Genomic DNA, 13,363 nt, shown 5'->3' with positions numbered 1-13,363 from the left:
GCTTATCCGGCCTACACGCGATGCCAGGTCAGATAAGCGAAACGCATCCGACATTACACTGATTAAGACTTCGTCGATTTCTCAAAGCGGCGCAGCAACTGATTTCCACGCTCAACGGCGGTATCCAGTGCCTGCTGTGGTGTCTTCTTACCGGTCCACACGCTCTCCAGCTCTTCATCCACAATCACGCGGATCTGCGGCATGTTGCCCAGACGCAGCCCTTTGGTGAACGGCAACGGCGGCTTATTCAGCATCTGACGCGTCGCGGTATCCGCCCCTGGGTTTTTCTCATAAAAGCCCTGCTCACGGGTCAGGTCATACGCTGCTTTGGTGATTGGCAGATAACCGGTTTTCTGATGCCACTCGGCAGCGTTTTCTGGCTTCGCGAGGAAATCGAGGAACTTCGCCACACCGGTATACGTTTCTTTATCTTTACCCTGCATCACCCACAGGCTGGCTCCGCCGATAATGGCGTTTTGTGGCGCATCTTTCGCATCGGCGTCGTAAGGCATCATGCCTACGCCGTAGTTAAATTTGGCGTACTCGCGAATGTTGGCAAGAGAACCGGAAGAGGCGGTGGTCATCGCGCAATCACCGTTATAGAACTTCTCGGTGGATTCATCCTTACGACCGACGTAGCTGAAGTCGCCCTTCTTGTTCATCTCCTCGAGCATGGCGATGTGTTTCACCTGCTCCGGCTTGTTGAACTCCAGCACCGCGTCCGTGCCGTCAAAGCCGTTGTTTTTGCTGGCAAACGGCAGACCGTTCCAGGCGCTAAAGTTTTCCAGTTGGATCCAGCCCTGCCAGCCGCTGGCGTAGCCGCACTTCATGCCGGAGGCTTTCAGTTTCGCGGCATAGTCCGCCAGATCCTGCCAGGTTTTCGGCGGTTGTTCCGGGTCTAATCCTGCTTTCTTGAAGGCGTCTTTGTTGTAATAGAGAACGGGGGTCGAGCTGTTGAATGGCTGGGAGAGTAAGTGGCCCGTTTTGCTGTCGGAGTAGTAACCGGAAACCGTCGGCACAAACTGCGACTCATCGAATTGAATCCCCGCCTCTTTAAACACGTCATATACCGGTTTAATGGCTTTCGATGCCATCATGGTGGCGGTGCCAACTTCATAAACCTGCAAAATAGCCGGAGCGTTGCCGGTACGAAATGCGGCAATCCCCGCGCTTAAATTCTGTTCGTAGTTGCCTTTATAGGTCGGTACAATTTTGTAATCCGGATTTTCGGCGTTAAAACGTTGGGCCAGAGAATCCACCTCTTTACCCAGTTCCCCTTCCATAGAATGCCAGAACGGAATGGTCGTCACTGCCTGTGCATTCCCCATTAACGCCAGTCCGAGCGCCAGTGCTGAAGCTGTATAATGTAACGGTTTCATCGTTTATCTCTCTTGTTGTACCGAATGCGCGAATTCACGCGTTTTATGCTCGCGGGGTAACATGACATGCTCGAATTACAGAAAAATAACTTTTTTGTTACATTTGTAAGATAGTAAGGTGTCAGAAAGATGACAAGGCGGTGACGGCGTGGGTGAGGGAAAATGGGAGATGGGGCACGGATAAGCGGAAAAATAGAAGGTCTGAATCAAACTCTACAGATTACTCATCGTTTCATGCCAGATGCGGCGTAAACGCCTTATCCGGCCTACAAGATCGTGCAAATTCAATATATTGCAACTCACCCAGTAGGCCTGATAAGCGCAGCGCATCAGGCAATTTTACATTTGTCACCTGTCTCAAAGGAGTCTTTTGACTCCTTATCAATCAACGTGTTATTACCCGCCTAAATACGCACTTCTCACTGCTTCGTTCGCCAGCAGCACGTCGCCGGTATCGGAGAGCACCACATGGCCGTTTTCCAGCACGTAGCCGCGATCCGCCAGCTTTAGCGCCTGGTTGGCGTTCTGCTCGACGAGGAAGATAGTCATCCCCTGCTCGCGCAGCTGCTCGATGGTGTCGAAAATTTGCTGGATGATAATCGGCGCAAGACCGAGCGATGGCTCATCAAGTAGCAGCAAACGCGGATTGCTCATCAGCGCGCGACCAATCGCCAGCATCTGCTGTTCACCGCCGGACATGGTGCCCGCCCGCTGAACACGGCGCTCATGCAGACGTGGAAACAGTTCATACACCCACTTTATGCGCTCCTGAAACTGGTCACGTTCGGCAAAGAAGCCGCCCATCGCCAGGTTCTCTTCCACCGTCATCCGCGAGAAGACGCGACGCCCTTCCGGGACAATCGCTACCGCTTCGCGCATGATTTTCGCCGTCTGCCAGTCGGTAATGTCTTTATCATCAAACACAATTCGCCCGCTGGTGGCGCGCGGATCGCCGCATAACGTACCAAGCAAGGTGGTTTTCCCCGCCCCGTTCGCGCCAATCAGCGTGACAATCTCGCCCTGATTGATATGCAAGCTCACCTCATGCAGCGCCTGGATTTTGCCGTAGTGGGCGCTGACTTTGTCAAAGGACAACATGACTTTTTCCATCTTATGCCTCACCTAAATAGGCACGGATCACGTCCGGGTTATTACGGATTTGCTCCGGCGTACCGTTTGCCAGCGGCGTCCCCTGATTGACCACGTAAATTCGGTCCGAAATTCCCATCACCAGCTTCATATCGTGTTCAATCAACAAGATAGTGGTGTTGTGATGATTGCGCAGTTCGGCAATCAGCTCATCCAGCTCTTTGGTTTCTTTTGGGTTAAGACCTGCCGCCGGTTCGTCGAGCATTAAAATCTCCGGCTGCGTCACCATGCAGCGGGCAATCTCCAGACGGCGTTGATCACCATAGGCCAGGTTACTCGCCTGACGGTTGGCGTGTTCCAGCAAACCAATGCGCTCAAGCCAGGTGGCGGCGCGGTCGAGCGCTTCGCTCTGGGCGCGACGGAAAGAAGGCGTTTTCAACAGGCCAGAGAACAGCCCGGTTTTCAGTTGTTGATGCTGCGCCACCAGCAAGTTTTCAATCACCGTCATTTCACGGAACAGACGCACATGCTGGAAGGTGCGCACCACGCCCATGCGGGCGATTTGCTGCCCCGGTAAACCTTCCAGGTGCTGATTGCGCAGTAAAATGGTGCCGCCGGTGGGTTTGTAGAATCCGGTCAGACAGTTAAAAACCGTGGTTTTTCCGGCACCGTTAGGGCCGATTAACGAGACGATCTCCTGCGGGTACAGTTCAAGATTGACGTTGTTCACCGCCAGCAGGCCGCCGAAGCGCATCATCAGGCCGTTCACAGATAATAATGGCTGACTCATGCCTGCTCTCCTTTCGCTGCGCCGTTTTTCAGCTTCAGTTGCGGGCGCGTCATGGGCAGCAAGCCCTGCGGACGCCAGATCATCATCAGCACCATCAAACCACCGAGCATTAACATGCTGTATTCGTTGAAATCACGCATCAATTCGCGCGATACCACCAGCAAAATTGCCGCCAGAATCACCGCAAACTGCGATCCCATACCGCCGAGCACCACTATCGCCAGTACAAACGCCGATTCAGCAAAGGTGAAGGATTCCGGGCTGACAAAGCCCTGGCGCGCAGCAAACAGCGTTCCGGCAAAACCGGCAAACGCGGCACTGATGGTAAAGGCGGTCAGCTTGATACGACGCGGGCTTAAGCCCAGCGAACGGCAGGCAATTTCATCTTCACGCAATGCTTCCCACGCACGCCCCAGCGGCATCCGCAGCAGGCGGTTAATGACAAACAGGCTTAGCACCACCAGCAGCAACGCCACCAGATACAGGAAGATGACGCGATCGGAGGGATCGTATTTCAGGCCAAAGAAATTACTGAACGTGTCCCAGCCGCCTTCACGAGCGGTACGGCTGAACTCAAGGCCGAAGAAAGTCGGTTTCGGGATCTGACTGATTCCGTTCGGGCCGCCGGTAATTTCGGTGTTATTGAGCAGCAATATGCGCACAATTTCGCCGAAGCCAAGGGTAACGATCGCCAGATAATCACCACGCAGACGCAGCACCGGAAAGCCGAGCAGGAAGCCCGCCGCCGCTGCCATTAACCCGGCAATCGGCAGACAAGTCCAGAAGCCCAAGCCGTAATAGTGATTGAGCAGCGCAAAGGTGTAAGCGCCGATGGCGTAAAAACCGCCGTACCCCAGCACCAGCAGACCAGAAAGACCAACAACCACATTCAGCCCGAGACCGAGGATAATGTAGATCATGGTCAGAGTGGCGATATCCACCGTCCCACGTGACACCATAAACGGCCACGCCACCGCAAGCACCAGCAGCGCCACGAGGAACAGTTTCTGCTTCACCGTAGAGCCATCAATGGCGGGCAGAATAAACTTCGGTCCGGAAACACTTTTCAACCCTTTCTGGAAAGCAGGTCGCAAAAGCTGAAAGAAAAAGACCACCGCCGTGCCGATAAACACCCACTGCCAACGGACATCCGAAGCGCTGTCGACCACCAGTTTGGTGCCATCCAGCTCCAGTTGCACGCCCATAAAGACGCCAGCGAGGACAAAGAACATCGCGGCAGAGAGCAGCGCCATTGCAATATGCATCGGTTTCATACTTTCTCTACCTCCGGGCGACCCAGAATACCGGTCGGCATCACCAGCAGCACCAGAATCAGCAGGGCAAATGAAACCACATCCTTATATTCCGTACTCAGATAGGCAGAAGAGAGCGCCTCCGCAATCCCCAAGATCAGCCCGCCAATCATCGCCCCTGGAATGCTGCCAATCCCACCGAGCACCGCAGCGGTAAAGGCTTTCATCCCGGCCATAAAGCCGATATAGGGGTTAATGACGCCATAGAACTGACCGAGCAGTACGCCAGCCACTGCCGCCATCGCCGCGCCAATAACAAAGGTCAAAGCAATCACCCGGTCGGTGTTGATGCCAAGCAGGCTCGCCATTTTCAGATCTTCCGCGCAGGCACGACAGGCGCGCCCCATACGGGAATAGCGAATGAAAATCGTCAGCGCCAGCATGGCGAGGAAGGTGACAATCCAGATCACCGCCTGCATGGTGGTAATAGAGGCAGAGAAGTTTTCGCTATGGCCCACCACCCACTGACCGTTAAACAGGCTGGGCAGCGCCACATCGCGCGAACCTTCGGTCAGGCTGACGTAGTTTTGCAGGAAGATGGACATACCGATTGCGGAAATAAGCGCAATCAGGCGCTTAGAATTACGCACCGGGCGGTAAGCCACCCGTTCGATACTCCAGCCGTAGGCGCTGGCAATGACGATTGCGCCGACGAATCCCGCCGCCACCAGCAGCCAGCCGGTATCAATGCCCATCATCATCAGCGCGGCGATGATCATAAATGAGACGTAGCTGCCAATCATATAAACCTCGCCGTGGGCGAAGTTGATCATGCCGATAATGCCGTAAACCATGGTGTAGCCGATGGCTATCAGCGCGTAGGTACTGCCCAGCGTGACGCCGTTAAACATCTGCTGCAAGAAATACAAAAACTGCTCAGACATAAGGTAACCTTTCTAAACCCGCCCGCATTTTACGGGCGGTGGGATGATCACTTGGCTGCCGTGGATGAACCGTCGGCGTGCCACTGGAAGACACCAAAATCAAATCCCTTAAGATCGCCTTTTTCATCCCAGTTCAGCGGCCCAATCACGGTGTTTGCACCGTTAGCTTTTAAATCTTTCACCAGCGCCAGCGGCTCATCGCTGCCAGTACGCTCAAGGGCAGTCGCCAGAGATTGCACCGCCGCGTAGGTGATCCAGACATAAGGCCCGGACGGATCTTTCTTGTCTGCTTTCAGCGCATCAACGATGCCCTGGTTTGCCGGATCCTGGTCATAGCGTTTTGGCATAGTGACCAACATGCCTTCGGCAGCATCACCGGCAATATTCGACAATGATGCGTTACCCACACCTTCCGGCCCCATAAACTGAGTTTTCAGGCCAACGGAACGGGCCTGGCGCAGCATCTGCCCCATTTCCGGGTAGTAACCGCCGTAGTAAACGAAGTCGATGTTTTCTTTTTTCAGGCGGGCGATCAGCGCGGAGAAATCTTTCTCCCCGGCGGTAATGCCGTCGAAGAAGACGACGTTGGCGTTAGCCGCTTTCAGCCCGTCCTGCACCGAACGCGCCAGCCCTTCGCCATACTGTTGTTTGTCGTGAATGATGGCGATGCGCTGGGGCTTCACCGTCTCAAGAATGTATTTTGCCGCCGTTGGCCCCTGGGAAGAGTCCAGCCCGGCAGTACGCATGATGTGTTGATAACCGCGTTGGGTCAGTTCCGGATTGGTCGCTCCCGGCGAGATCATCAGAATACCTTCATCTTCATAGATATCTGACGCAGGTTGAGTAGAAGAAGAACACAGATGACCAATAACGTATTTAATGCCGTCATTAACGATTTTGTTGGCGACCGCAACGGCTTGTTTCGGGTCGCAGGCGTCGTCATATTCCACACCAACCAGCTTATCGCCCTTAATTCCCCCTTTGGCATTAATGTCTTTAATTGCCTGACGCGCGCCGTTAAATTCCATATCGCCCCACTGGGCAATCGGGCCGGACATCGCGCCGACAACGGCGACTTTAATATCGTCAGCCATAGCGGTGTGTGAAATTGCCAGTGCAATCATCCCTGCGATGATAGTTTTCGCATTCCGTTTCATAGTCAAAAATCCCCATTCGTGATGTTGTGTTGCTTTGTTTTTATGTGTTAACAAATCAGACTGTTCTTTTTTTATACTGCACTGTTTTTGCCTGTTTGATTAAGGGTTTAGCGCAGTATTTTGTGATAATAGCGATTAAAATCCCTATTTTTCAGTCGATTAAGAACAGATAATATTCTGAATTTATTGATAGATAAACAGAAAAAAGCGCCGTTGTCAGCATAAAATAACGGCACAAAGGGCGGAATAATTCACTACCATTCAGGGGATTATGCTGGGTATTTTTCATTCTCTAATGTTTTAACTTTGTAATTATTGCTGTTAAAAAATTAATCACCTGCCAAAAGAAATAAAAAAGAGAAAGCCTCCGATTAAATTATTTCGCTACACTGGTTCCACTTTTGTGATTTACACGGGTTACCCATGAAGCTGACCATCATTCGATTAGAAAACTTTAGCGACCAGGACCGGATTGACCTGCAAAAGATCTGGCCGGAGTATTCCCCTTCCTCTTTACAGGTTGACGATAACCACCGTATCTACGCCGCGCGTTTTAACGAGCGTCTGCTTGCGGCCGTGCGGGTAACCTTAAGCGGCACCGAGGGAGCACTGGATTCTCTACGCGTGCGGGAAGTCACCCGCCGTCGCGGTGTGGGGCAATATCTGCTGGAAGAGGTTTTGCGTAACAATCCTGGCGTTTCATGCTGGTGGATGGCGGATGCAGGCGTGGAAGATCGCGGTGCGATGACGGCGTTTATGCAGGCACTGGGATTTACGGCACAACAGGGCGGCTGGGAGAAGCGTTAATCGTCAAGTTTGATTTCAAAAGTGATGACCAACGAGAAATTGCCTGATGCGCTACGCTTATCAGGCCTACAATGTGTGCTGCAATTTACTGATTTCTTTGGATCTTGTAGGCCGGATAAGGCGTTTACGCCGCATCCGGCATGAAGCAACGTACTCGATATTAGCAATTTGGCGGCAACCCAAAGATGCCGATTAATGATTACTTCGCATCGGTCGCCGTGCCGTTGGCGTGCCAGTCAAATACACCGAACTCAAAGCCTTTCAGGTCGCCTTTCTCATCCCACGTCAGCGGTCCCATTACGGTATCCACGGAGTTCGCTTTCAGGTATTTGGCGATTTCAGCCGGATCGTCAGACTGATTCAGGCCCGCCTGCAAAGATTGCAGCGCGGCGTAGGTGGTCCAAACGAATGCGCCGCTTGGGTCCTGTTTTTTCGCTTTGATCGCATCAACAATGGGTTTGTTCGCCGGAACCTGATCGTAGTTCTTCGGCTTGGTCACCAGCAGCCCTTCCGCTGATTCGCCCGCAATGTTAGACAGCGAAACGTTAGCCACACCTTCCGGCCCCATAAACTGAGTTTTCAGCCCTGCCGCGCGTGCCTGACGCAGGATTTGCCCCATTTCCGGGTGATAACCGCCGTAGTAAACGAAGTCGATATTCTCTTTTTTCAGACGCGCCACCAGCGTTGAGAAATCTTTTTCCCCGGCGGTGATACCATCAAAGAACACCACGTTAGCATTGCCTTTCTTCAGGCCGTCCTGCACCGCTCGCGCCAGACCTTCGCCGTATTGCTGTTTGTCGTGAACGATAGCAATACGCTGCGGTTTCACTTTCTCAAGAATATATTTCGCCGCCGTCGGCCCCTGGTCGGAGTCCAGGCCGGTGGTGCGCAGGATCAGCTGATAGCTACGGGCGGTCAGCTCCGGCGCGGTTGCCGCTGGGGTGATCATTAAAATGCCTTCGTCTTCGTAGATATCAGACGCAGGCTGCGTTGATGAAGAACAGAGGTGACCAATCACGTATTTAATGCCGTCGTTAACGACTTTGTTCGCCACCGCAACCGCCTGTTTCGGGTCACAGGCATCGTCATATTTTACGATTTGCAGTTTGTTGCCTTTAATGCCGCCTTTAGCGTTGATATCCGCAACCGCCTGCTCTGCGCCGGTAAACTCCTGGTCACCGTACTGGGCCACCGGACCGGACATTGCGCCCACGACCGCGACTTTAATATCTTCTGCCAGAGCCATATTGCTGAATGCCAGCGCGATACATCCTGCCAGTAACGCTTTACCCTTTATGTTCATCCTGAGAATCCCCATTCTTCTGGTTATTACGTGTGTTGTGATGTTGTTGTTCAGCACTTTATTTCGTTTTATGCATGACTACCCGTGCTTTAGCAGCATACTCTGCTAAAACATACCCGATTTTTATGATATTGGAATAGCTATTTTGACAGTTTATTAACAATCTGCGTGGGGATTGGCGTTTTGCCGGAGGGGAAATTGATTATTACAGAGGCCCAAAAAACAAAAACCCCGGACTCGCATCCAGGGTTCTCTGCTTAATAGCGGAAATTACGCTTCTATAGCAGCACGCAATTTTTTCATCGCGTTCTTTTCCAGCTGGCGCACACGCTCAGCGGAAACGCCGTAACGGTCAGCCAGTTCCTGCAACGTGGACTTGTTGTCTTCGTCCAGCCAGCGCGCGCGGATGATGTCCTGGCTACGCTCGTCCAGACCTTGCATCGCGTCGGTCAGACGGTTTGCCGCCTGCTCTTCCCAGTTATCATCTTCGATGCCGTCGGCAAAGTTAGATGATTTATCCTGCAGATAGAGCACCGGTGCCATCGGCTGGCTGTCGGAATCGTCGTCGGAAGACAGGTCAAAGGTCATGTCCTGTGCCGCCATACGTGATTCCATCTCACGAACGTCTTTGCTGGTTACGCCCAGTTCACGGGCCACCATTTCGACTTCATCCTGGTTAAACCAGCCCAGACGCTGCTTGGTTTTACGCAGGTTGAAGAACAGTTTGCGCTGCGCTTTGGTGGTCGCAACTTTGACAATACGCCAGTTACGCAGGACGTATTCGTGGATCTCTGCTTTGATCCAGTGAACGGCGAAGGAGACCAGGCGCACACCCACTTCCGGGTTAAAACGGCGCACTGCTTTCATCAGGCCGATGTTACCTTCCTGAATCAAATCCGCCTGTGGCAGGCCATAGCCCGCATAATTACGAGCAATATGAACAACAAACCGCAGGTGAGACAGGATCAGCGTTTTAGCTGCTTCCAGATCGCCATGGTAATGCAGCTTTTCAGCCAGCGCCCGCTCCTCGTCAGCCGACAACATCGGCCACGCGTTAGCTGCCCGGATGTAGGAATCCAGGTTGCCAACTGGGGCTAAAGCTAAACTTTGCATTTTGTCAGTCATTCAAATCCTCTCAATCGATATCTTCTGGCGCTTCAGTGGTAGCAACAACTGTGCCAGAGCTTAAGAGCAACGAGGTTATCATTCACTGTTTTATCAGACCGTGATTTTATCCACAAGTTCAATGCAAGCTTGTGAATAAATTACGCACAAAATGTGACATAGAGATGAAATACCGGGAAGAGACAACGGGGTCTCTTTCCCTGCTACGGAACCCATTGCAGGGAAAGAGTATAACACGCTTTTATTATTCAGGCGTAAAGTGGCGTAAATGTTGTACCGTGGCAAGCCACGCTGCCACCCAGCCAATCATCGAGCATACCAGCAGCAACAGCAGGCATTCATCGAACGATAAACCATTGATATCAAACTTCGTTCCGAAAACCTGTGCCACTTCCGCAACCGCCGATGACAATCGCAGTACCAGAATTTCTGACAAAATTAGTGACAACAATGCGCCAGAAAATCCCAGCAGTGCGCCACCGTACAGGAACGGGCGCAGGATGAAACCATCCGTCGCACCAATCAGTTTCTGCACGTTAATGGAGTCACGGCGAGCAAAGATGCTCAGACGTACGCTGTTGCCGATGACGAGGAACACGGCCGCCACCATCAATACGCCGATCATCGCCGAAACGCGCCCGACCAGCCCAGTCAACGCCGCCAGACGGGCAAACCAGCTGTCATCCATCCGCACTTCGTCAATGCCGTTAATCTGCGTGATACGATCACGCAGCGTATTGAGTGATTCCGTCCCCTGAAAATCGAGTTTCGGGATCACCACCGCCACTGCCGGAAGCGGGTTTTCTTCCAGCATATCCAGCGCGCCGCCAAAGCCAGACCAGTTACGGAACTCGCCCAGCGCGTCTTCACGAGAAAGATAATTCACTTTCTCCACGCCTTGCTCGGCCTGCAACTGTGCCACCACGCCCGCAGCAGCGTCATCGTCCAGCGTTTTTTGCAGATAAACAGTGATTTGCGGTGACGGATAATACTGCGTCGCCGCCTGGTTAACGTTTTTGTACACCATATAACAGACGCTGGGCAGCGTCAGGGAGATGGCGATAACCATCACCGTTAAAAATGTGGCGAACGGTTTGCTTTTCAGATCCTGCAATGCGCCGTGGAAGGCATAGCGCACCTGTTCGTTGAAAACGTTGGTTTTGCGATTTACCGGTTTTGGCGAGGATTTCGCGCGTTTCGGTGCGTTACGACCGCCATCGCCTGAGCCGCCGACCGATTTACGGAAGCGATCCAGACGCCCGCCAAACTGCCGAATATGATTGATTGCATCGCGCTTATTCATGGCCCACGCCTCCATGCAAGTGACCATCGCTCAGGGTGAGCATGCGATAGGAACGCCGTGAAATCAGGTTGAGGTCGTGCGTTGCCATCAATACGGTTACCCCAACGCGGTTAAACTCTTCAAACAGACGTAGAATCCCTTCCGACAACGCGTCGTCCAGGTTACCAGTCGGTTCGTCCGCCAGCAGTACCGCGGGCTTATTCACCACCGCGCGGGCAATGCCAACACGCTGTTGTTCACCGCCCGAAAGCTGAATAGGGAAGTTCTTCGCTTTGTCCAGTAGCCCGACTTTATCCAGTGCCGCCGACACCCGGCGACGAATATCGTCACCGCTGGCACCAGCGATAATCAGCGGGATCGCCACGTTATCGTAGACAGTACGGTCCATCAGTAGATGGTGATCCTGGAAAATCATGCCAATCTGGCGGCGCAGAAACGGAACTTCACGGTTTTTCAGACGCGTGATGTCATGGCCGCTAAACCAGATTTTCCCGGCGCTGGGCCGCTCAATCCCACAGATCAGCTTCAGGAGGGTACTTTTCCCTGCGCCGGAATGACCGGTCAGAAACGCCATCTCACCCGGCTGCATATGGAACGTAACGCCCTGCAGCGCCTGTCTCCCACCGAGATAAGCCTTGCTGACATGTTCAAAGCGAATCATTGTTAATCCTCTCGGGCAAAAAGTGCCTCTATAAAGTCGTCCGCCTTAAACGGACGCAAATCCTCAATACGTTCGCCGACACCAATGTAGCGGATAGGGATACCAAACTGGTCAGCCACCGAGAAAATTACCCCGCCTTTCGCCGTGCCGTCCAGTTTCGTTAGCGTGATGCCGGTTAAACCAACGGCTTCATGGAACAGTTTGGCCTGGCTTACCGCGTTCTGCCCGGTGCTGGCATCGATAGTCAGCATAACTTCATGCGGCGCTTCAACGTCGAGTTTCTTCATCACGCGGACGATTTTCTTCAACTCTTCCATCAGGTGCGATTTGTTCTGCAGGCGTCCGGCGGTATCGGCAATCAGGACGTCGATATTACGCGCTTTAGCTGCCTGAATGGCGTCGAAGATAACAGAGGCGGAATCCGCACCGGTATGCTGGGCAATCACCGGAATATTGTTGCGCTGACCCCAGACCTGAAGCTGTTCAACCGCTGCTGCACGGAAAGTATCGCCCGCCGCCAGCATCACCGATTTACCCTGCTGCTCAAACTGACGTGCCAGCTTACCAATCGTCGTGGTTTTACCCACACCGTTGACGCCCACCATCAGGATCACGAACGGCGTTTTACCTTCAACATTCAGCGGCTCATCGACTTTCGCCAGAATCTCGCCCATCTCTTCTTTCAGCAGGCCATAGAGCGCCTCGGCATCACGAAGCTGCTTGCGGGATGCGCCTTCCGTCAGATTGGTGATAATTTTACGTGTGGTTTCCACGCCCACATCGGCGATCAAAAGCTGTTCTTCCAGCTCTTCAAACAGATCATCGTCGATTTTTTTACCGCGGAACAGGCTGATAAATCCGGAACCGAGATTTTCTTTGGTTTTTAACAGGCTGCGTTTCAGGCGCGCGAAGAAACCTTCTTTGGTCGGTTTTTCCTGCTCCTGAGCGATTTCTTCCACCGGCTGCTCTTCTTCTGCCGGAGGAACCACCATCACCGCCTCTTCTGCCGCTTCGGCAGCCAGCGCCTGTGCTTCCAGCTCTTCGTCGGTGATTTCTTCTTTAGCCGCTTCTTCTTCCGCCGCTTCGACAATCTCTACGGTTTCCGCTTCAGCCTGCCACTCTTCTGGCGAAACCTCTTCGGCGTTGACGTCTTCCGGCAACGGCAGCTCTTCACGTTCGATAGCCACTGGCTCCGGCGTTTCTTCTACGACCGGTTCCGGCTGTGCAACGACTCCCGCTTCAGGCTGCGCTTTTTCACTTTCAGCAACCTGTTCAGTGACTTCCACAACGTCGGCAGCAAAAGTTTCCGCCTCGGCTTCAGTATGCGCCTGCGGCTGCTCTTCAACGGCTTGTTCAGAAGCCTTCGCAGGCTCTTGCACCTGAACGATTTCTTCTACAACCGATTGTTCATTCTGAACTTCTGTCTCTTTTTCCGGGGTCTGCTCTTTTTGACCAAAGCCCAGCCAGGAAAAAAAGCCACGTTTTTTTTCTTTCGCCATTTGCGACTACACTCCTCGCTGTTGCTTCATGGCACAGCGTTAACGCTATGTAC

At 53.0% G+C, this 13,363-nt stretch carries 12 protein-coding genes and 1 pseudogene; 1 reads left to right on the top strand and 12 read right to left on the bottom strand.

The features are described from left to right. Positions 1 to 62 precede the first annotated feature (62 nt). The 6 genes from ugpB to livK form a co-directional block, all read right to left on the bottom strand. Positions 63 to 1,379, bottom strand: coding sequence for a sn-glycerol-3-phosphate ABC transporter substrate-binding protein UgpB (gene ugpB, locus K0778_RS05630; RefSeq protein ID WP_000803190.1), 1,317 nt, complete (start codon positions 1,377 to 1,379; stop codon positions 63 to 65). Positions 1,380 to 1,775: 396 nt separating this feature from the next. Next, positions 1,776 to 2,489 carry a high-affinity branched-chain amino acid ABC transporter ATP-binding protein LivF gene (gene livF, locus K0778_RS05625; RefSeq protein ID WP_000416900.1) on the bottom strand — a complete coding sequence of 238 codons (714 nt, stop codon included), beginning with the start codon at positions 2,487 to 2,489 and terminating at the stop codon, positions 1,776 to 1,778. A 1-nt stretch (position 2,490) separates the two neighbouring features. Further along, complete coding sequence (livG, locus tag K0778_RS05620; RefSeq protein ID WP_000082110.1) at positions 2,491 to 3,258, bottom strand: high-affinity branched-chain amino acid ABC transporter ATP-binding protein LivG; 768 nt, start codon at positions 3,256 to 3,258, stop codon at positions 2,491 to 2,493. Next, positions 3,255 to 4,532, bottom strand: a complete 1,278-nt coding sequence (gene livM / locus K0778_RS05615) for a branched chain amino acid ABC transporter permease LivM (RefSeq protein WP_000803782.1) — start codon at positions 4,530 to 4,532, stop codon at positions 3,255 to 3,257. The genes livG and livM overlap by 4 nt, the downstream gene beginning before the upstream one ends. Further along, positions 4,529 to 5,455, bottom strand: coding sequence for a high-affinity branched-chain amino acid ABC transporter permease LivH (gene livH / locus K0778_RS05610; protein WP_001295111.1), 927 nt, complete (start codon positions 5,453 to 5,455; stop codon positions 4,529 to 4,531). The genes livM and livH overlap by 4 nt, the downstream gene beginning before the upstream one ends. A 47-nt stretch (positions 5,456 to 5,502) precedes the next feature. Continuing rightward, a complete protein-coding gene (gene livK, locus K0778_RS05605; protein WP_000827696.1) occupies positions 5,503 to 6,612 on the bottom strand; it encodes a high-affinity branched-chain amino acid ABC transporter substrate-binding protein LivK in 1,110 nt (369 codons plus the stop codon). Between the two features lie 423 nt (positions 6,613 to 7,035). Between livK and panM the strand changes: the two genes are divergently transcribed. After that, complete coding sequence (gene panM, locus K0778_RS05600) at positions 7,036 to 7,419, top strand: aspartate 1-decarboxylase autocleavage activator PanM (protein ID WP_000778792.1); 384 nt, start codon at positions 7,036 to 7,038, stop codon at positions 7,417 to 7,419. Between the two features lie 40 nt (positions 7,420 to 7,459). Here the strand turns inward: panM and K0778_RS28550 are convergent. The 6 genes and pseudogenes from K0778_RS28550 to ftsY all read right to left on the bottom strand — a co-directional run. Then, a pseudogene (locus K0778_RS28550) lies at positions 7,460 to 7,559 on the bottom strand (hypothetical protein); the annotation flags it as partial. Positions 7,560 to 7,618: 59 nt separating this feature from the next. Beyond that, positions 7,619 to 8,722: a branched chain amino acid ABC transporter substrate-binding protein LivJ gene (gene livJ, locus K0778_RS05595; protein ID WP_001022007.1), complete on the bottom strand. Its 1,104-nt coding sequence runs from the start codon at positions 8,720 to 8,722 to the stop codon at positions 7,619 to 7,621. Between the two features lie 270 nt (positions 8,723 to 8,992). Next, positions 8,993 to 9,847, bottom strand: coding sequence for an RNA polymerase sigma factor RpoH (gene rpoH / locus K0778_RS05590; protein ID WP_000130217.1), 855 nt, complete (start codon positions 9,845 to 9,847; stop codon positions 8,993 to 8,995). Between the two features lie 244 nt (positions 9,848 to 10,091). Beyond that, a complete protein-coding gene (gene ftsX, locus K0778_RS05585; RefSeq protein WP_001042003.1) occupies positions 10,092 to 11,150 on the bottom strand; it encodes a permease-like cell division protein FtsX in 1,059 nt (352 codons plus the stop codon). Continuing rightward, positions 11,143 to 11,811: a cell division ATP-binding protein FtsE gene (gene ftsE / locus K0778_RS05580; protein ID WP_000617726.1), complete on the bottom strand. Its 669-nt coding sequence runs from the start codon at positions 11,809 to 11,811 to the stop codon at positions 11,143 to 11,145. Before ftsE ends, ftsX begins: the two co-directional genes overlap by 8 nt. Before the next feature lie 2 nt (positions 11,812 to 11,813). Beyond that, the gene (ftsY, locus tag K0778_RS05575; RefSeq protein WP_001040683.1) at positions 11,814 to 13,310 is read right to left on the bottom strand and encodes a signal recognition particle-docking protein FtsY; all 1,497 of its coding nucleotides are present in this window, start codon (positions 13,308 to 13,310) and stop codon (positions 11,814 to 11,816) included. Between the last annotated feature and the right edge of the window lie 53 nt (positions 13,311 to 13,363).

It is taken from the genome of Escherichia sp. XD33 (assembly GCF_019375075.1).
In the GTDB taxonomy this organism is placed as follows: domain Bacteria; phylum Pseudomonadota; class Gammaproteobacteria; order Enterobacterales; family Enterobacteriaceae; genus Enterobacter; species Enterobacter flexneri_A.
The sequence above is the reverse complement of the archived record's forward strand: the minus strand, read 5'-3'. Positions and strand labels throughout refer to the sequence as shown.

What these genes read in the sequence shown, in the direction of transcription:
- panM (WP_000778792.1), top strand. Translation starts at nt 7,036, where the DNA reads ATGAAGCTGACCATCATTCGATTAGAAAACTTTAGCGACCAGGACCGG.
- livJ (WP_001022007.1), bottom strand. Translation starts at nt 8,722, where the DNA reads ATGAACATAAAGGGTAAAGCGTTACTGGCAGGATGTATCGCGCTGGCA.
- livH (WP_001295111.1), bottom strand. Translation starts at nt 5,455, where the DNA reads ATGTCTGAGCAGTTTTTGTATTTCTTGCAGCAGATGTTTAACGGCGTC.
- livF (WP_000416900.1), bottom strand. Translation starts at nt 2,489, where the DNA reads ATGGAAAAAGTCATGTTGTCCTTTGACAAAGTCAGCGCCCACTACGGC.
- ftsY (WP_001040683.1), bottom strand. Translation starts at nt 13,310, where the DNA reads ATGGCGAAAGAAAAAAAACGTGGCTTTTTTTCCTGGCTGGGCTTTGGT.
- ftsX (WP_001042003.1), bottom strand. Translation starts at nt 11,150, where the DNA reads ATGAATAAGCGCGATGCAATCAATCATATTCGGCAGTTTGGCGGGCGT.
- ugpB (WP_000803190.1), bottom strand. Translation starts at nt 1,379, where the DNA reads ATGAAACCGTTACATTATACAGCTTCAGCACTGGCGCTCGGACTGGCG.
- ftsE (WP_000617726.1), bottom strand. Translation starts at nt 11,811, where the DNA reads ATGATTCGCTTTGAACATGTCAGCAAGGCTTATCTCGGTGGGAGACAG.
- livK (WP_000827696.1), bottom strand. Translation starts at nt 6,612, where the DNA reads ATGAAACGGAATGCGAAAACTATCATCGCAGGGATGATTGCACTGGCA.
- livM (WP_000803782.1), bottom strand. Translation starts at nt 4,532, where the DNA reads ATGAAACCGATGCATATTGCAATGGCGCTGCTCTCTGCCGCGATGTTC.
- rpoH (WP_000130217.1), bottom strand. Translation starts at nt 9,847, where the DNA reads ATGACTGACAAAATGCAAAGTTTAGCTTTAGCCCCAGTTGGCAACCTG.
- livG (WP_000082110.1), bottom strand. Translation starts at nt 3,258, where the DNA reads ATGAGTCAGCCATTATTATCTGTGAACGGCCTGATGATGCGCTTCGGC.